General features: G+C 71.0%; 16 protein-coding genes. 15 read left to right on the top strand and 1 reads right to left on the bottom strand.

Going from position 1 to position 18,619, the window contains the following annotated elements; translation table 11 throughout:
• Nucleotides 1–42 precede the first annotated feature (42 nt).
• The 9 genes from mltG to nusB all read left to right on the top strand — a co-directional run bounded on the left by mltG (nt 43) and on the right by nusB (nt 9,642).
• On the top strand, nt 43–1,950 hold the full coding sequence (mltG, locus tag WJM95_RS04660) for an endolytic transglycosylase MltG (RefSeq protein WP_339128183.1): 1,908 nt from the start codon (nt 43–45) through the stop codon (nt 1,948–1,950).
• Complete coding sequence (locus WJM95_RS04655) at nt 1,931–2,770, top strand: shikimate dehydrogenase (protein WP_339128182.1); 840 nt, start codon at nt 1,931–1,933, stop codon at nt 2,768–2,770. Before mltG ends, WJM95_RS04655 begins: the two co-directional genes overlap by 20 nt.
• A 279-nt stretch (nt 2,771–3,049) precedes the next feature.
• Complete coding sequence (aroC, locus tag WJM95_RS04650) at nt 3,050–4,234, top strand: chorismate synthase (protein WP_339128181.1); 1,185 nt, start codon at nt 3,050–3,052, stop codon at nt 4,232–4,234.
• Between the two features lie 29 nt (nt 4,235–4,263).
• Nucleotides 4,264–4,746 (top strand): shikimate kinase, encoded by a 483-nt coding sequence (locus tag WJM95_RS04645; RefSeq protein ID WP_339135351.1) that lies wholly within the window; start codon nt 4,264–4,266, stop codon nt 4,744–4,746.
• On the top strand, nt 4,743–5,834 hold the full coding sequence (gene aroB, locus WJM95_RS04640) for a 3-dehydroquinate synthase (protein ID WP_339128180.1): 1,092 nt from the start codon (nt 4,743–4,745) through the stop codon (nt 5,832–5,834). The genes WJM95_RS04645 and aroB overlap by 4 nt, the downstream gene beginning before the upstream one ends.
• 191 nt (nt 5,835–6,025) lie before the next feature.
• A complete protein-coding gene (locus WJM95_RS04635; protein WP_339128179.1) occupies nt 6,026–6,982 on the top strand; it encodes an AAA family ATPase in 957 nt (318 codons plus the stop codon).
• Between the two features lie 490 nt (nt 6,983–7,472).
• A complete protein-coding gene (locus WJM95_RS04630) occupies nt 7,473–8,579 on the top strand; it encodes an aminopeptidase P family protein (protein WP_339128178.1) in 1,107 nt (368 codons plus the stop codon).
• 59 nt (nt 8,580–8,638) lie between these two features.
• Nucleotides 8,639–9,205, top strand: coding sequence for an elongation factor P (gene efp / locus WJM95_RS04625; RefSeq protein ID WP_339128177.1), 567 nt, complete (start codon nt 8,639–8,641; stop codon nt 9,203–9,205).
• 2 nt (nt 9,206–9,207) lie between these two features.
• Nucleotides 9,208–9,642 carry a transcription antitermination factor NusB gene (nusB, locus tag WJM95_RS04620; RefSeq protein WP_339128176.1) on the top strand — a complete coding sequence of 145 codons (435 nt, stop codon included), beginning with the start codon at nt 9,208–9,210 and terminating at the stop codon, nt 9,640–9,642.
• A 194-nt stretch (nt 9,643–9,836) separates the two neighbouring features.
• Here the strand turns inward: nusB and bldD are convergent, their stop codons facing one another.
• Nucleotides 9,837–10,337, bottom strand: coding sequence for a transcriptional regulator BldD (bldD, locus tag WJM95_RS04615; protein WP_037621142.1), 501 nt, complete (start codon nt 10,335–10,337; stop codon nt 9,837–9,839).
• 244 nt (nt 10,338–10,581) lie between these two features.
• On the opposite strand from bldD, the gene pyrR reads away from it, so the two are divergent.
• From pyrR to carB, 6 genes are all read left to right on the top strand, one after another.
• Complete coding sequence (pyrR, locus tag WJM95_RS04610) at nt 10,582–11,172, top strand: bifunctional pyr operon transcriptional regulator/uracil phosphoribosyltransferase PyrR (RefSeq protein WP_339128175.1); 591 nt, start codon at nt 10,582–10,584, stop codon at nt 11,170–11,172.
• An 80-nt stretch (nt 11,173–11,252) separates the two neighbouring features.
• The gene (locus tag WJM95_RS04605) at nt 11,253–12,230 is read left to right on the top strand and encodes an aspartate carbamoyltransferase catalytic subunit (RefSeq protein ID WP_339128174.1); all 978 of its coding nucleotides are present in this window, start codon (nt 11,253–11,255) and stop codon (nt 12,228–12,230) included.
• A 4-nt stretch (nt 12,231–12,234) separates the two neighbouring features.
• On the top strand, nt 12,235–13,521 hold the full coding sequence (locus WJM95_RS04600) for a dihydroorotase (protein ID WP_339128173.1): 1,287 nt from the start codon (nt 12,235–12,237) through the stop codon (nt 13,519–13,521).
• The gene (locus WJM95_RS04595; RefSeq protein WP_339128172.1) at nt 13,518–14,084 is read left to right on the top strand and encodes a hypothetical protein; all 567 of its coding nucleotides are present in this window, start codon (nt 13,518–13,520) and stop codon (nt 14,082–14,084) included. Before WJM95_RS04600 ends, WJM95_RS04595 begins: the two co-directional genes overlap by 4 nt.
• Nucleotides 14,081–15,238 carry a glutamine-hydrolyzing carbamoyl-phosphate synthase small subunit gene (gene carA / locus WJM95_RS04590; protein ID WP_339128171.1) on the top strand — a complete coding sequence of 386 codons (1,158 nt, stop codon included), beginning with the start codon at nt 14,081–14,083 and terminating at the stop codon, nt 15,236–15,238. Before WJM95_RS04595 ends, carA begins: the two co-directional genes overlap by 4 nt.
• Nucleotides 15,231–18,539 carry a carbamoyl-phosphate synthase large subunit gene (gene carB, locus WJM95_RS04585; protein ID WP_339128170.1) on the top strand — a complete coding sequence of 1,103 codons (3,309 nt, stop codon included), beginning with the start codon at nt 15,231–15,233 and terminating at the stop codon, nt 18,537–18,539. Before carA ends, carB begins: the two co-directional genes overlap by 8 nt.
• The last annotated feature ends 80 nt before the right edge of the window (nt 18,540–18,619 follow it).

Below are 18,619 nucleotides of genomic sequence, written 5' to 3'. Positions count from 1 at the left end.
ACGAGAGCCGGCAGCTTCCGGCTCGCGGCTCGTAGGGGATCGATGACTGAGTATGGCCGGGGCTCTGGCTCCGAACCGTGGCATCCGGAGGACCCGTTGTACGGGGACGGCGGATGGGGCGGACAGGCCGCCGACGGCCAGTCCGCCTACGACGGCGGCCAGCCGCAGCACTATCCGCAGCAGCAGGGCGACTGGGGCCAGGGCCAGCAGTACCAGGGCCAGCAGCAGTACGAGCCGCAGGGCCGGCACGGGCAGTACCCCGGCCGGCAGCAGTATCAGGACCAGCAGTTCCAGGGCGGTCAGCAGTATCCCGACCAGGGGCAGCAGCCGTACCAGGGGCAAGGGCAGCAGCAGTACCCGGGTCAGGGGCAGCAGCAGTACCCCGGTCAGGGGCAGCAGCCGTACCAGGGGCAAGGGCAGCAGCAGTACCCGGGCCAGGGGCAGCAGCAGTACCCCGGCCAGGGCCAGCAGGCGTACCCGGGGCAGGGGCAGCAGCAGTACCCCGGTCAGGGGCAGCAGCAGTATCCGGATCAGGGCCGGCAGCAGTACGCCGACAACGGCACCGGCTCGCAGTCCCAGGTGCCGTACGCGGGCGACCCCGCCGACCCCTACGGCGGCCAGTACACGGGTGAACAGCCCGACCACTACAACACCCCCGACGCCTATCCGCCGCCCGAGCCGCCGGCCCGGCGTCGCGAGCCCGAACCCGAGCCCGAGACGGACTGGGACCCGGGACCCGACCAGGGCGAGCACGCCTTCTTCTCCGGCGCCGACGACGATGACGACGACTTCGACGAGGACGACGACCCGAAGAAGGGCCGTGGCCGCAAGGAGCGGGGCGGCGGCAAGGAACGCGCCGGCGGCAAGGGCAAGAAGCGCCGCAGCGGCTGCGCCTGCCTGCTGGTCGTCGTGGTCTTCGGCGGTGGTCTCGCCGGGGCCGGGCTCTACGGCTACCACTACTACCAGAATCGTTTCGGCGCGGCCCCCGATTTCGCCGGCGAGGGTACGGGACAGGTTCCCGTCGAGATCGGCAAGGGCGAGGGCGGCTATGTGATCGGCCAGAAACTCAAGGCGGCCGGTGTCGTCAAGAGCGTGGACGCGTTCGTGTCCGCCCAGGCCGAGAATCCCAAGGGAAAGTCGATTCAGGCGGGCGCCTACATCCTGCGCAAGGGGATGTCGGCCAAGAGCGCCGTCGCGCTCATGCTCGACCCCAAGAGCCAGAACAATGTGACCGTGCCTCCGGGACGTCGCAATGCCGAGGTGTACGCGAATATCGACGAGAAGCTCGGGCTCGCCAAGGGCACCACGAGCGCCGTCGCCAAGAAGGAATACAAGTCCCTCGGACTTCCGAGCTGGGCGAACAGCAACAAGGACATAAAGGACCCCCTGGAGGGGTTCCTGTACCCGCTCACGTATCCCGCCGCCAAGGGCATGAAGCCCGAGAGCGTACTCAAGAGCATGGTCGCGGAGGCCAACAGGAGGTACGCGGCGATGGGTCTCGTGGCGAAGGCGAAGGCGCTCAAGCTGGAGAACCCGCTCCAGGTGGTCACGGTCGCGAGCCTGGTGCAGGCGGAAGGCAAGACGCACGACGACTACCGCAAGATGGCCGAGGTCGTCTACAACCGCCTCAAGAGCACCAACACCGAGACCAATCAGAAGCTCCAGTTCGACTCGACCTTCAATTACCTGAAGGGCCAGAGCAAGATTCATATCGGCGAGTCCGAGATCAACAGCAACCCGGACCCGTACAACACGTATTACCACCGGGGCCTGCCGCCGGGTCCCATCGGCAACCCGGGTGACGACGCCTTCAGGGCCGTGTTCAACCCCACGAAGGACGGCTGGATGTACTTCGTGGCGACCGACGGCCAGAACAACACGGAATTCGCCAAGACCTTGGCCCAGTTCGAGAAACTGAAGGAAAAGTTCAATGCCAGCTCGGGCAACTGATGCCCGCCGGGCCGCCGTGCTCGGTTCGCCGATCGCCCACTCCCTCTCCCCGGTCCTGCACCGCGCGGCCTACCGGGAACTGGGCCTCGGCGACTGGACGTACGACCGGTTCGAGGTCGACGAGGCGGCGCTGCCCGCTTTCGTCGAGGGCCTGGGGCCGGAGTGGGCCGGACTGTCGCTGACCATGCCGCTCAAGCGGGCCGTCATGCCGCTGCTCGACGGGATCAGTGACACGGCCGCCTCCGTCGAGGCCGTCAACACCGTCGTGTTCACCGAGGACGGGCGCCGCCTGGGGGACAACACCGACGTCCCGGGGATGGTCGCCGCCCTGCGCGAGCGGGGGATCGAGCAGGTGGACTCGGCCGCCGTCCTCGGCGCCGGCGCCACCGCCTCCTCCGCGCTGGCCGCCCTCGCGCGGATCTGCACCGGTGAGGTCGTCGCGTACGTCCGCAGCCGGGAGCGGGCCGCCGAGATGCGGCAGTGGGGCGAGCGCCTCGGCATCGAGGTGCGCACCGAGGACTGGGCCGACGCGGAGCGGGCCCTGCGGGCGCCGCTGGTGATCGCCACGACACCGGCCGGCACCACGGACGCGCTGGCCGCAGCCGTCCCCGGGCGCCCCACGACCCTCTTCGACGTGCTGTACGACCCCTGGCCGACCGAGCTCGCGGCGCGTTGGTCCGCGTACGGCGGAGCCGTGGTCGGCGGTCTCGATCTGCTGGTGCACCAGGCCGTGCTCCAGGTCGAGCAGATGACCGGACGCGCCCCGGCCCCCCTCCTCGCCATGCGCAAGGCCGGCGAACACGCCCTCGCCGAGCGCTAGGACCTGACCGACCCCCCCCGCATCCCGGGTCCGCCGAGTCCGGCGGGGAGGAACCCGTGCGGTCCGGCACGTGCCGTCCCGACGAGGCCCCGGCGGGGTGCGTGGGAGCCCGTGCCCCGGCCGCGAGCGTCCGCTTTATGGACCTGCGGCCGGTTCCCGTCCCCGGACGTGGGAGGATCGGACGTGGCGGGCCAGGGCCGCGCACCCGGTCGCGCCGTCGCTGTACGCGAGGAGACGTGTACGCAGCAGCAGTACAGGGCGCGAGGATGAGGAGCACCGTTGAGCAGTTTGCGCTGGCTGACCGCGGGGGAGTCCCACGGTCCCGCACTCGTCGCGACGCTGGAGGGCCTTCCCGCCGGCGTCCCGATCACCACGGAGATGGTGGCGGACCACCTCGCCCGGCGGCGACTGGGCTATGGACGCGGTGCCCGGATGAAGTTCGAGCGCGACGAGGTCACCTTCCTCGGCGGCGTACGGCACGGCCTCACCCTCGGCTCACCGGTCGCGGTCATGGTCGGCAACACCGAATGGCCCAAGTGGGACCAGGTCATGGCGGCCGACCCGGTCGACCCGCAGATCCTCGCCGACCTCGCCCGCAACGCCCCGCTGACCCGCCCGAGGCCCGGCCACGCCGACCTCGCCGGCATGCAGAAGTACGGCTTCGACGAGGCCCGCCCGATCCTGGAGCGCGCCTCCGCCCGCGAGACCGCGGCCCGCGTCGCGCTCGGCGCCGTCGCCCGCTCGTACCTGAAGGAGACGGCCGGGATCGAGATCGTCTCGCACGTGGTCGAGCTCTGCTCCGTGAAGGCCCCGCAGGGCAACTACCCCACCCCGGCCGACGTCGAGAAGCTCGACGCGGACCCGCTGCGCTGCCTGGACGCCGACGCCTCGAAGGCGATGGTCGCGGAGGTCGACCAGGCCCACAAGGACGGCGACACGCTCGGCGGTGTCGTCGAGGTGCTCGCGTACGGCGTACCGGTGGGCCTCGGCTCGCACGTGCACTGGGACCGCAAGCTGGACGCCCGTCTCGCCGGAGCCCTGATGGGCATTCAGGCGATCAAGGGCGTCGAGATCGGCGACGGCTTCGAGATGGCCCGGGTGCCCGGCTCCCAGGCCCACGACGAGATCGTCAACACACCCGAGGGCATCAGGCGCACGTCGGGCCGCGCCGGCGGCACCGAGGGCGGTCTGAGCACCGGCGAGCTGCTGCGCGTCCGCGCCGCGATGAAGCCGATCGCCACCGTGCCGCGCGCGCTGGCCACCGTCGACGTCTCCACCGGCGAGGCCGCCAAGGCCCACCACCAGCGCTCCGACGTCTCCGCCGTCCCGGCCGCAGGCATCGTCGCCGAGGCCATGGTCGCCCTCGTCCTCGCGGACGCGGTGGCCGAGAAGTTCGGCGGCGACTCGGTCACCGAGACCCGCCGCAACGTCCGGTCCTACCTCGAGAACCTGGTCATCCGGTGACCGTCCCACGGCTGGTCCTGGTCGGCCCCATGGGAGTCGGCAAGTCCACGGTGGGCGCGCTCGTCGCGGAGCGGCTGGGCTGCGTCTACCGGGACACGGACGACGACATCGTGGCCGCCGAGGGCCGCAGCATCGCCGACATCTTCGTCGACGAGGGCGAGCCCGCGTTCCGCGCGATCGAGAAGCGGGCGGTGCGCGAGGCGCTCGCCGGACACGACGGGGTGCTGGCCCTGGGCGGCGGCTCGGTCCTCGACGCCGACACCCGCGCGCTGCTCGCCGGGCACCAGGTCGTCTACCTCTCCATGGAGGTGGAGGAGGCGGTCCAGCGCACCGGCCTGAACGTGGCCCGGCCGCTGCTCGCCGTCAACCCCCGCAAGCAGTGGCGCGAGCTGATGGAGGCGCGCCGCCATCTGTACACCGAAGTCGCCCGCGCGGTCGTGGCGACCGACGGACGCACCCCCGATGAGGTCGCCCAAGCGGTCCTCGACGCACTGGAGTTGAAGGAAGCATGAGCGAGGCAGTGACCCGTGTCCAGGTCGGCGGCAGTGCGGGCACCGACCCCTACGAGGTCCTGATCGGCCGTCAACTCCTCGGCGAGCTCGGCGGATTGATCGGCGACAGGGCCAAGCGGGTCGCCGTGATCCACCCCGAGGCACTCGCCGACACCGGTGAGGCGCTCCGCGCCGACCTGGCGGAGCAGGGCTTCGAGACCGTCGCCATCCAGGTGCCGAACGCCGAGGAGGCCAAGACCGCCGAGGTCGCCGCCTACTGCTGGAAGGCGCTGGGCCAGTCCGGCTTCACCCGTACCGACGTGGTCGTCGGCGTCGGCGGGGGCGCCACCACGGACCTCGCCGGTTTCGTGGCGGCGACCTGGCTGCGCGGGGTCCGCTGGATCGCCGTCCCCACCACCGTGCTCGCCATGGTGGACGCTGCGGTCGGCGGCAAGACCGGCATCAACACCGCCGAGGGCAAGAACCTGGTGGGCTCCTTCCACCCGCCCGCGGGCGTGCTCTGCGACCTGGCCGCGCTCGACTCGCTGCCGGTCAACGACTACGTCTCCGGGCTCGCGGAGATCATCAAGGCCGGCTTCATCGCCGACCCGGTGATCCTGGAGCTCATCGAGTCCGACCCCGAGGCGGCCCGGACGCCGGCAGGACCGCACACCGCCGAGCTGATCGAGCGCTCCATCAAGGTCAAGGCCGAGGTCGTCTCCGGCGACCTCAAGGAGTCGGGGCTGCGCGAGATCCTCAACTACGGTCACACGCTCGCCCACGCCATCGAGAAGAACGAGCGCTACAAGTGGCGGCACGGCGCCGCCGTCTCCGTCGGCATGCACTTCGCCGCCGAACTCGGCCGTCTCGCGGGCCGGTTGGACGACGCGACCGCCGACAGGCACCGCACGATCCTGGAGTCCGTCGGTCTCCCGCTGAGCTACCGCTACGACCAGTGGCCCAAGCTCGTGGAGAACATGAAGATCGACAAGAAGTCCCGCGGCGACCTGCTGCGCTTCATCGTCCTCGACGGCCTGGCCAAGCCGACCGTCCTGGAGGGCCCGGATCCGGCCGTCCTGCTCGCGGCCTACGGCGAGGTCGGCGAGTAACGGGCCGCGCCCCGCGGGGCCTTATCGTCCGAAGGACACCTGCTCAGCCCGTTTTGCCTCTCCTTCCCGGGCACTTCGCACGGTCCCCGGCCGTTCACACAACGACGGCCGGGGAAGGTACCGTTCGGTAGCGACGGGACCGGGTCCCGTCCGCCAGCGCACATCGCCTGTACGAGACGGAGTGGCACCGGATGCAGCACGCAGTGGGGGCTCCGCTGCCGCCGCCCCACCAGCCGGGGCAAGGGCCGGCCGCCGGATGGCCGCCGGCCGGACAGTATCCGGGGCAGCAGGGCTCCGCGCCGGGCTTCGCCGGAGCGCCGGTGCCGCCCGGCGCCCCGCCCGCCCAGACACCGCAGCACCATCTGCCACCGCACCAGATGCCCCAGCAGCCTCCGCAGCACCCGCCGGTCCAGCATCCTCAGCACCCGTCGGCGCACCCGCCCCAGCATCCTCAGCACCCGTCGGCGCAGCCTCCGCCGCATCCCTCCGGGCCGCCCGCGCCGGACAGCACCGGGCATGTGCGGCTGCCCCCGGGCGTCTCGGTGGCCATGCCGAACCCGCAGGCCGCCACGGGCGCGCCCGACCCGGCGGCGACCACGCTCGCCGTCCTGCTCATCGGCCCCGCGGGCGCCGGGAAGACCAGCGTCGCCAAGTACTGGGCGGATCACCGCCGGGTGCCCACGGCCCACATCAGCCTCGACGACGTACGCGAATGGGTGCGCTCGGGCTTCGCCGACCCGCAGTCCGGATGGAACGACCATTCCGAGGCGCAGTATCGGCTCGCCCGCCGCACCTGCGGCTTCGCCGCCCGCAACTTCCTGGCCAACGGCATCTCGTGCATCCTGGACGACGCCGTCTTCCCGGACCGGCCGGTCGTCGGCCTCGGCGGCTGGAAGCGGCACGTGGGTCCCGGGCTGCTGCCGGTCGTGCTCCTGCCGGGCCTGGAGGTGGTCCTGGAGCGCAACGCGGAGCGCTCGGGCAACCGCAGGCTCAGTGACGAGGAGGTCGCGCGGATCCACGGCCGCATGGCGGGCTGGTACGGCTCCGGGCTCCCGATCATCGACAACTCCCAGCTCGACGTGGCGACCACGGCCCGCGTCCTGGACGACGTCCTGGCCCGCTCGATCGCCAGCCCACCGCAGTGGTGAGGCAGCCCGCCCCTTCGCGCCGCTGAGCCCGAGCACCCGGGCACCGAATCGAGCCGCCGGGAACGCCGCCGCACCGGCACGATGCCGTCCCCGGCGGGGCCCGTCCGCGGCCGTGTCCGGCGAGGGGCGGTCCGCCGGTGGGCGCGCGCACCCAGGGGCGGTCCGCCGAGGGCGCGCGCACCCAGGAGCGGTCCGCCGGTGGGCGCGCACCTCGGAGACCGTCCGGAGGCTCCACCCGCGCGGGAGGGGGCCGCAGGCCGCGCTCAGGAGGCTCCGCCCGTGCCTAGGCGCTGCCTCCCTGCTCGCGGGAACCCGGCCGCCCTGTAGCGGGAACCCGGCCGCGAGGAATCCCCGCGCGGGGGGAACCCGGCCGTAGGGAATCCCTGCCGGCGGGTTCGTGAAGGGCACCGCGTCCGCGCCTCCCGGCCGGGGGATACCCGTCCGGCCCTCTGGACCGGCGGCATCGGCCCCGCGCTCGTAGGCTCGGTGCATGCCAGAGGTGTACGCGACCCGCAGAGAGCGGCTCCGGGAGCGCTGTACGGCGGGCGGCAGCGCGGCAGCGCTCGTCACCCGTCCCGCCAACGTGAGGTATCTCGCCGGCGCCGCGCCGCCCGGCGCGGTGCTCCTGCTCGGGAGCGACGGGGATCTGCTGCTGTGCGGCGGCCCGCCGACCGGCGAGCCCTCGGAAGGGCGCCCCGACGAGGCGCTGGACGTCCGGGTGCTTCCCCGCGCCGGAGGCGATCCGGCCGTCGCCGCCGCCGGACTCGCGGCCGGCCAGGGAGCCGAGTCCCTCGCGGTCGAGGAACACCACCTGACCGTGACCCGCCACCGTGCCCTCGGTTCGGTCGCGCCGCACCTGCGCCTGGCCGACCTGGGCGGAGCGGTGGAACAGCTGCGCGTGATCAAGGACGAGGAGGAGATCTCCGCGCTGCGGATCGGCGCCGAGATCGCCGACCAGGCGCTCGGTGAACTCCTCGAATCGATCCTCGTCGGCCGCACGGAACGCCATCTGGCCCTGGAGCTGGAGCGCAGGCTCGTCGACCACGGCGCGGACGGACCGGCCTTCGCGACCTCGGTGGGCACAGGACCGAACTCGGGACGCCGGGGTCACCGTCCCACCGACCGGCGTGTCGAGGAGGGCGACTTCCTCTCCGTGTGCCTCGGCGCGACCTACCGCGGCTACCGGTGTGAGATCGGTCGTACCTTCGTGATCGGCACCTCGCCGGCCGACTGGCAGATCGAGCTGTACGACCTCGTCTTCGCCGCCCAGCGGGCCGGACGGGAGGCGCTGGCACCCGGCGCCGCCTACCGCGACGTGGACCGCGCGGCCCGCCAGGTACTGGACTCCGGCGGCCATACCGAAGGTCTTCCACCCCTGACGGGGCACGGTGTCGGGCTCGAAATCGACGAGGACCCGCAGCTTGCCCCCGCGGCCATGGGTAAACTGGACGCTTGCGTGCCGGTCACCGTCGAACCGGGGGTCCACCTTCCGGGCCGGGGCGGTGTCAGGATCGATGACACGCTCGTCGTACGCCCTGAGGCGGACGGCGGACCCGAGCTACTCACCATCACGACCAAGGAACTGCTCGCGCTCTAGCTTCCGGGCTGCGCGCGAGCGCCGGGGTCGTCCACGTCAGTCCAGGAGATTCCGCAACCGTGGCTTCCACGAACGACCTCAAGAACGGCCTGGTGCTCAAGCTCGACGGAGGCCAGCTCTGGTCCGTCGTCGAGTTCCAGCACGTCAAGCCCGGCAAGGGCCCGGCCTTCGTGCGCACCAAGCTGAAGAACGTGCTCTCCGGCAAGGTCGTCGACAAGACGTTCAACGCCGGCGTCAAGGTCGAGACGGCCACGATCGACAAGCGCGACATGCAGTTCTCGTACATGGACGGCGAGTACTTCGTCTTCATGGACATGGAGACCTACGACCAGCTCATGGTCGACCGCAAGGCCGTCGGCGACGCCGCCAACTTCCTGATCGAGGGCTTCACGGCCAGCGTGGCCCAGCACGAGGGCGAGGTGCTCTTCGTCGAGCTGCCGGCCGCCGTCGAGCTGGTCATCCAGGAGACCGAGCCCGGCGTCCAGGGCGACCGCTCCACCGGTGGCACCAAGCCCGCCACCCTGGAGACCGGTCACCAGATCCAGGTCCCGCTCTTCATCACCACCGGTGAGAAGATCAAGGTCGACACCCGCACCAGCGACTACCTCGGCCGGGTGAACAGCTAACCGTGGCTGCCCGCAACACGGCCCGCAAGCGCGCCTTCCAGATCCTCTTCGAGGGCGACCAGCGCGGTGTGGACGTCCTGACGGTCCTCGCGGACTGGATCCGGCACTCCCGGTCAGACACCCGGCAGCCCCCGGTCAGCGAATACACGATGGAGCTCGTCGAGGGCTACGCCGTCAAGGCGCGGCGCATCGACGACCTCATCGCGCAGTACTCCGTCGGCTGGACGCTGGACAGGATGCCGGTCGTCGACCGCAACATCCTGCGCCTCGGTGCCTACGAGCTGATCTGGGTCGACGAGACCCCGGACGCCGTGGTGCTCGACGAGGCGGTGCAGCTGGCGAAGGAGTTCTCCACGGACGAGTCGCCCTCGTTCGTGAACGGCCTGCTGGGCCGGCTGAAGGACCTGAAGCCGTCGCTCCGCCGCGACGAGGACTGACCGACAGCCAGAGCCGTACGGCCCCGAGGGGGCGTACGGAACGCCGGAGGGCCCGCAGCGTGATCGCTGCGGGCCCTCCGGCGTTCCCGTACCCGGAAGACGTCCCGGGCCCGCAGACGGCCGCCGGGGTGGCCGGAACCATCAGGTTCCGGCCACCCCGGCGGCACGTTTCTGCTGAGCTGTCCCTAGAAGATTCAGCCCTCGTCGTGGGCGACCGCGCGGCGCGCGTCCGCGTCCAGGACGCCCCAGCTGATCAGCTGCTCGGTCAGGACCGAGGGGGACTGGTCGTAGATCACGGCGAGAGTGCGCAGGTCGTCCTGGCGGATCGACAGCACCTTGCCGTTGTAGTCGCCGCGCTGGGACTGGATCGTCGCCGCGTAGCGCTGGAGCGGGCCCGCCTTCTCGGCCGGCACGTGCGCCAGCCGCTCCAGGTCGAGGACCAGCTTCGGCGGCGGCTCGGCGGCCCCGCCCGGCGTGGTGCCCGGAAGCAGTTCCTGGACCGGCACTCCGTAGAAGTCCGCCAGCTCGGCGAGACGCTGTACGGTGACGGCGCGGTCGCCGCGCTCGTACGAACCGACCACGACCGCCTTCCAGCGGCCCTGCGACTTCTCCTCCACGCCATGGAGGGAAAGGCCCTGCTGGGTGCGGATGGCGCGGAGCTTGGCCCCGAGCTGTTTGGCGTATTCGCTGGACATATAGCTCCCCGGACGCTGTATCAACGTGCGGCTCCGCCGCGCGGCTGGTGACTCACTGTGAGGTTACGCAGCGTTACTCTCCCCCGTCAAGCCGAAGGATTTTCGACCGGCCCCGGGCGGGTGTCACCGGGGGTGGCTCAAACTGATGTGATCAGCCGCGTTGCCGGGCTGGTACCGTTGATGGCGCAAATCCGACGTCCTTTAATGATCCGTCCCGTGAGGCGGAGAAGGAGGTCCGTTTCCCATGGACACCGAGCACGACAAGCAGCACGACGAGGCCGACGCGCGTCCCGTGCTGGAGGCACCCGACATCGCCCGGGTGCTGACCCGCATCGCCCACGAGATCGTCGAACGCGCCAAGGGCGCCGACGACGTGGTGCTCCTCGGCATCCCGACCCGGGGTGTCTTCCTGGCCCGCAGGCTGGCCGACAAGCTCGAAGAGATCACCGACCGCAAGATCCCGGTCGGATCCCTCGACATCACGATGTACCGCGACGACCTGCGCATGCACCCGCCGCGCGCGCTGGCCCGCACCGAGATCCCCGGTGACGGCATCGACGGCCGCCTCGTCGTCCTCGTCGACGACGTGCTCTTCTCCGGCCGCACCATCCGCGCCGCGCTCGACGCGCTGAACGACATCGGCCGGCCGCGCGCCGTGCAGCTCGCCGTCCTCGTCGACCGGGGCCACCGCGAACTGCCCATCCGCGCCGACTACGTCGGCAAGAACCTCCCCACGTCGTTGCGGGAGACGGTCAAGGTCCAGCTCGCCGAGGAGGACGGTCGCGACACCGTGCTGCTCGGTGCCAAGCGGACCTCCACGGGCGAGCCCCGCTAGCACTCCGGCCCACGCCGCAGTGCGCCGCCGCGCGCCCGCATGCCCGAATCCTCCCTGAATTCCCTTACGGAGCCTGACAGATGCAGCGTCATCTCATCTCGGCCGCCGACCTCACCCGCGACGACGCCGTCCTGATCCTCGACACCGCCGAGGAGATGGCCCGGGTCGCCGACCGGCCGATCAAGAAACTGCCGACCCTGCGCGGCCGCACCGTCGTCAACCTCTTCTTCGAGGACTCGACGCGGACCCGGATCTCCTTCGAGGCCGCCGAGAAGCGCCTCTCCGCCGACGTCATCAACTTCACCGCCAAGGGGTCGAGCGTCTCCAAGGGCGAGTCCCTCAAGGACACCGCCCAGACCCTGGAGGCGATGGGCGTCGACGCCGTCGTCATCCGGCACGGCGCCTCGGGAGCCCCCTACCGCCTCGCCACCTCCGGCTGGATCGACGCCGCCGTGATCAACGCAGGCGACGGCACCCACCAGCACCCCACGCAGGCCCTGCTCGACGCCTTCACCATGCGCCGCCGGCTCGTCGGCCGGGACGCCGGGATCGGCCAGGACCTGTCAGGCAAGCGCATCACGATCGTCGGCGACGTCCTGCACAGCCGCGTCGCCCGCTCCAACGTCGACCTGCTGCACACCCTCGGCGCCGAGGTCACCCTCGTCGCCCCGCCCACCCTGGTGCCGGTCGGTGTGGAGAGCTGGCCCTGCGAGATCTCGTACGACCTCGACAGCACCCTCTCCAAGTCCGACGCCGTGATGATGCTGCGCGTGCAGCGCGAGCGGATGAACGCGGCGTTCTTCCCGACCGAGCGCGAGTACTCGCGTCGCTACGGGCTCGACGGCGAGCGCATGGCGAGAATGCCGGAGCACGCCATCGTGATGCACCCCGGCCCGATGGTCCGCGGCATGGAGATCACCGCCGAGGTCGCCGACTCCGAGCGCTGCACCGTCGTCGAGCAGGTCGCCAACGGTGTCTCCATCCGCATGGCCGTCCTGTACCTGCTCCTGGGCGGCAACGAGCCCGCCGTCACCCACACCCGTACCGAGGAGAAGTAAGACCATGAGCAAGATCCTTATCCGTGGTGCGCGGGTGCTCGGCGGCGAGCCGCAGGACGTCCTGATCGACGGCGAGGTCATCGAGGCCGTCGGCACCGGGCTGTCCGCCGAGGGCGCCGAGGTCGTGGAGGCCGAGGGCAAGGTGCTGCTGCCGGGCCTGGTCGACCTGCACACCCATCTGCGCGAGCCGGGCCGCGAGGACTCCGAGACCGTGCTGACCGGCACCCGTGCCGCGGCGAGCGGCGGCTTCACGGCCGTGTTCGCCATGGCCAACACCTTCCCGGTCGCCGACACCGCCGGCGTGGTCGAGCAGGTCTACCGGCTCGGACAGGAGCACGGCTACTGCGACGTGCAGCCCATCGGCGCCGTCACCGTCGGCCTGGAGGGCAAGAAGCTCGCCGAGCTCGGCGCCATGCACGAGTCCGCCGCGGGCGTCACGGTCTTCTCCGACGACGGCAAGTGCGTGGACGACGCGGTGATCATGCGCCGAGCCCTCGAGTACGTGAAGGCGTTCGGCGGAGTCGTCGCCCAGCACGCCCAGGAACCCCGCCTCACCGAGGGCGCCCAGATGAACGAGGGCGTCGTCTCCGCCGAGCTCGGACTCGGCGGCTGGCCCGCGGTGGCCGAGGAGTCGATCATCGCCCGGGACGTCCTGCTCGCCGAGCACGTCGGCTCCCGCGTCCACATCTGCCACCTGTCGACCGCCGGCTCCGTCGAGATCGTCCGCTGGGCCAAGTCCCGCGGCATCGACGTCACCGCCGAGGTCACCCCGCACCACCTGCTCCTCACGGACGAACTGGTGCGCTCGTACAACCCGGTCTACAAGGTCAACCCGCCGCTGCGCACCGAGCGGGACGTCATGGCGCTGCGCGAGGCGCTGGCCGACGGCACGATCGACATCGTCGCCACCGACCACGCGCCGCACCCGCACGAGGACAAGGACTGCGAGTGGGCGGCCGCGGCGATGGGCATGGTCGGTCTGGAGACCGCGCTGTCCGTCGTCCAGCAGACGATGGTCGAGACCGGGCTCCTGGACTGGGCCGGCGTCGCCGACCGCATGTCCGTGAAGCCCGCCGCGATCGGCCGGGCCACCGGCCACGGACGTCCCGTCTCGGCAGGTGAGCCCGCCAACCTCACGCTCGTGGACACGGCATACCGTGGGACCGTGGACCCCGCCGGCTTCGCCTCGCGCAGCCGCAACACCCCCTACGAGGGCCGTGAGCTGCCGGGCCTGGTCACCCACACCTGGCTGCGGGGCAAGGCCACACTCGTCGACGGGAAGCTCGCGTGACACCTCACATCTCCATCGCCGCCGCCCAGAAGTCCGCGGAAGTGACCGACTGGTCCGCCCGGATCGGCTGGCTCGTCGGTCTCGCCCTCTTCGTGGCGCTCGTCTACTGGCTGATGCGCGAGGGCTGGAAGTGGCGGGGCACCCTCCAGGGCGACCTGCCCGAGCTCCCCACCGCGCCGGAAGACACCGGCCCGGCGAGACTGGGCATGAGCGGCCGCTACCACGGCTCCACCACCGCCGGGCAGTGGCTCGACCGGATCGTGGCGCACGGTCTGGGCACGCGCAGCCGGGTCGAGCTCACCCTGACGGACGCGGGACTCGACGTCGTACGCCCCGGAGCGGACGACTTCTTCATCCCGGCCTCGCAGCTGCGCGAGGCCCGGCTCGACAAGGGCATCGCGGGCAAGGTCCTCACCGAGGGCGGACTCCTGGTCGTCACCTGGGCGCACGGCGACAGGCTCCTCGACTCCGGATTCCGCTCCGACCGCGCGGCCGAGCACAACGAATGGGCCGACACCCTGAACGACATGATCAACAAGACGGAAACGGAAGGCGCACGATGACGACCTCCACCCAGGGGAACGCCTCGCAGAGGGAGAAGGCGCTTCCCGCCGTACTCGTCCTTGAGGACGGCCGGGTCTTCCGCGGCCGCTCCTACGGGGCCGTGGGGGAGACCTTCGGCGAAGCGGTGTTCTCCACCGGCATGACCGGCTACCAGGAGACCCTCACCGACCCGTCGTACCACCGCCAGGTCGTGGTGATGACCGCCCCGCACGTCGGCAACACCGGCGTCAACGACGAGGACCCCGAGTCGCAGCGGATCTGGGTCGCCGGATACGTGGTCCGCGACCCCGCGCGCGTGCCCTCCAACTGGCGCTCGCGGCGCTCCCTGGACGACGAACTGCGCAACCAGGGCGTCGTCGGAATCAGCGGTATCGACACCCGCGCCCTCACCCGCCACCTGCGCGAGCGCGGCGCCATGCGCGTCGGCATCTTCTCCGGCAACGCGCTGCCCGACGAGGGCACCATGCTCGCCCAGGTGCGCCAGGCGCCCGAGATGACGGGCGCGAACCTCTCCGCCGAGGTCGCCACCAAGGAGACGTACGTCGTCCCCGCCATCGGCACGAAGAAGTTCACCGTCGCCGCCGTCGACCTGGGCATCAAGGGCATGACCCCGCACCGGATGGCCGAACGCGGCATCGAGGTCCACGTGCTGCCCGCGACGGCCACCGCCGAGGACGTCTACGCCGTGAACCCGGACGGCGTCTTCTTCTCCAACGGCCCCGGTGACCCCGCCACCGCCGACGGTCCCGTCGCCGTGATGCGCGAGGTCCTCGCCCGGAGGACGCCGCTGTTCGGCATCTGCTTCGGCAACCAGATCCTCGGCCGCGCGCTCGGCTTCGGCACGTACAAGCTCAAGTACGGCCACCGCGGCATCAACCAGCCGGTGCAGGACCGTACGACCGGCAAGGTCGAGGTCACCGCGCACAACCACGGCTTCGCCGTCGACGCCCCGCTCGACGAGGTCTCCCAGACCCCCTTCGGCCGCGCCGAGGTCTCCCACGTCTGCCTCAACGACAACGTGGTGGAGGGCCTCCAGCTGCTCGACCAGCCGGCCTTCAGCGTCCAGTACCACCCCGAAGCGGCGGCAGGACCGCACGACGCCGCCTACCTGTTCGACCGCTTCGTATCCCTGATGGAGGGCCAGCGTGCCTAAGCGCACCGATATCCAGTCCGTCCTGGTCATCGGCTCCGGCCCGATCGTCATCGGCCAGGCCGCCGAGTTCGACTACTCCGGCACCCAGGCGTGCCGCGTCCTGCGCGCCGAGGGCCTGCGGGTCATCCTCGTCAACTCCAACCCGGCGACGATCATGACCGACCCGGAGATCGCCGACGCCACCTACGTCGAGCCGATCACCCCCGAGTTCGTCGAGAAGATCATCGCCAAGGAGCGCCCCGACGTCCTGCTGCCGACCCTCGGCGGCCAGACGGCCCTCAACACCGCCATCTCCATGCACGAGCAGGGTGTGCTGGAGAAGTACGGCGTCGAACTGATCGGCGCCAACGTCGAGGCGATCAACAAGGGCGAGGACCGCGACCTGTTCAAGGGCGTCGTCGAGGCCGTGCGCGAGAAGATCGGGTACGGCGAGTCCGCCCGGTCCGTGATCTGCCACTCCATGGACGACGTGATCGCGGGCGTCGACACGCTCGGCGGCTACCCCGTCGTCGTGCGCCCCTCCTTCACCATGGGCGGCGCCGGTTCCGGCTTCGCCCACGACGAGGACGAGCTGCGCCGCATCGCCGGCCAGGGCCTCACGCTCTCCCCGACCACCGAGGTGCTCCTGGAGGAGTCCATCCTCGGCTGGAAGGAGTACGAGCTGGAGCTGATGCGCGACAAGAACGACAACGTCGTGGTCGTCTGCTCCATCGAGAACTTCGACCCGATGGGCGTGCACACCGGCGACTCCATCACCGTCGCCCCGGCCATGACGCTCACCGACCGCGAGTACCAGCGGCTGCGTGACATCGGCATCGCGATCATCCGCGAGGTCGGCGTCGACACCGGTGGTTGCAACATCCAGTTCGCGATCAACCCCGACGACGGCCGCGTCATCGTCATCGAGATGAACCCGCGCGTCTCGCGGTCCTCCGCCCTCGCCTCCAAGGCGACCGGCTTCCCCATCGCCAAGATCGCGGCCAAGCTCGCCGTCGGCTACACGCTCGACGAGATCCCGAACGACATCACCGAGAAGACCCCGGCCTCCTTCGAGCCGACCCTCGACTACGTCGTCGTCAAGGCCCCGCGTTTCGCCTTCGAGAAGTTCCCCTCCGCCGACTCCACCCTGACGACCACCATGAAGTCGGTCGGCGAGGCCATGGCGATCGGCCGCAACTTCACCGAGGCGCTCCAGAAGGCGCTGCGCTCGCTGGAGAAGAAGGGCAGCCAGTTCACCTTCGTGGGCGACCCCGGTGACAAGACCGAGCTGCTGCGCGAGGCCGTCCGCCCCACCGACGGCCGCATCAACTCCGTCATGCAGGCCATCCGCGCGGGCGCCACGCCCGAGGAGGTCTTCGAGTCCACGAAGATCGACCCGTGGTTCGTCGACCAGCTCTTCCTGATCAAGGAGATCGCCGACGAGCTGGCCGCCGCCGACAAGCTCCACCCCGAGCTGCTCGCCGAGGCCAAGCGGCACGGCTTCTCCGACACCCAGATCGCCGAGATCCGCGGGCTGCGCGAGGACGTCGTCCGCGAGGTGCGGCACGCGCTCGGCGTGCGCCCGGTCTACAAGACGGTCGACACCTGCGCCGCCGAGTTCGCCGCGAAGACCCCGTACTTCTACTCCTCCTACGACGAGGAGACCGAGGTCGCGCCGCGCGAGAAGCCCGCGGTGATCATCCTGGGCTCGGGCCCCAACCGCATCGGCCAGGGCATCGAGTTCGACTACTCCTGCGTCCACGCCTCCTTCGCCCTGAGCGACGCGGGCTACGAGACCGTGATGGTCAACTGCAACCCCGAGACCGTCTCCACGGACTACGACACCTCCGACCGCCTGTACTTCGAGCCGCTGACGCTGGAAGACGTGCTGGAGATCGTGCACGCGGAGTCGCTGGCCGGCCCGATCGCCGGTGTCATCGTCCAGCTCGGCGGCCAGACCCCGCTGGGCCTCGCGCAGGCGCTCAAGGACAACGGCGTACCGGTCGTCGGCACCTCGCCCGAGGCGATCCACGCCGCCGAGGACCGCGGCGCCTTCGGACGGGTCCTCGCCGAGGCCGGTCTGCCGGCCCCCAAGCACGGCACCGCCACCACCTTCGCCGAGGCCAAGGCCATCGCCGACGAGATCGGCTACCCCGTTCTGGTGCGCCCCTCGTACGTCCTCGGCGGACGCGGCATGGAGATCGTCTACGACGAGACCCGGCTGTCCTCCTACATCGCCGAGTCGACCGAGATCAGCCCCTCCCGGCCGGTCCTGGTCGACCGCTTCCTCGACGACGCCATCGAGATCGACGTCGACGCGCTGTACGACGGCGAGGAGCTCTACCTCGGCGGCGTCATGGAGCACATCGAGGAGGCCGGCATCCACTCCGGCGACTCGGCGTGCGCCCTGCCCCCGATCACCCTCGGCGGCTTCGACATCAAGCGGCTGCGCGCCTCGACGGAGGCGATCGCCAAGGGCGTCGGCGTCCGCGGCCTCATCAACATCCAGTTCGCGATGGCCGGGGACATCCTCTACGTCCTGGAGGCCAACCCGCGCGCCTCGCGCACCGTCCCCTTCACCTCGAAGGCGACCGCGGTGCCGCTCGCGAAGGCCGCCGCCCGCATCTCGCTGGGCGCGACCGTCGCCGAGCTGCGCGCCGAGGGCCTGCTCCCCGCGAACGGCGACGGCGGCACCCTGCCGCTCGACGCGCCGATCTCCGTCAAGGAGGCCGTCATGCCGTGGTCGCGCTTCCGCGACATCCACGGCCGCGGCGTCGACACCGTGCTCGGCCCGGAGATGCGCTCCACCGGCGAGGTCATGGGCATCGACTCCGTCTTCGGCACGGCGTACGCCAAGTCGCAGGCCGGCGCGTACGGCCCGCTGCCCACCAAGGGCCGCGCGTTCATCTCGGTCGCCAACCGGGACAAGCGCTCGATGATCTTCCCGGCGCGTGAACTCGTCGCCCACGGCTTCGAGCTGATGGCCACCTCCGGCACGGCCGAGGTGCTCAAGCGCAACGGCATCCACGCCACGATCGTGCGCAAGCAGAGCGAGGGCGAGGGCCCGAACGGCGAGAAGACCATCGTGCAGCTCATCCACGACGGCGAGGTCGACCTCATCGTCAACACGCCGTACGGCACCGGCGGCCGACTCGACGGCTACGAGATCCGCACGGCGGCGGTGGCCCGCTCGGTCCCGTGCCTGACGACGGTGCAGGCGCTCGCCGCCGCCGTCCAGGGCATCGACGCGCTCAACCACGGAGACGTGGGCGTGCGCTCGCTCCAGGAACACGCCGAGCATCTGATCGCGGCGCGCGACTAGCGGCCCCGAGGGGGACACCGGGAAACGGTGTCCCCCTCTTCATGAGCCCCCTGACCCTTCCAGAGGCGTCCCTCACCCGG

The organism is Streptomyces sp. f51, from assembly GCF_037940415.1.
Classification (GTDB): Bacteria; Actinomycetota; Actinomycetes; order Streptomycetales; family Streptomycetaceae; genus Streptomyces.
This window is presented reverse-complemented; position numbering and strand designations above follow the sequence as displayed.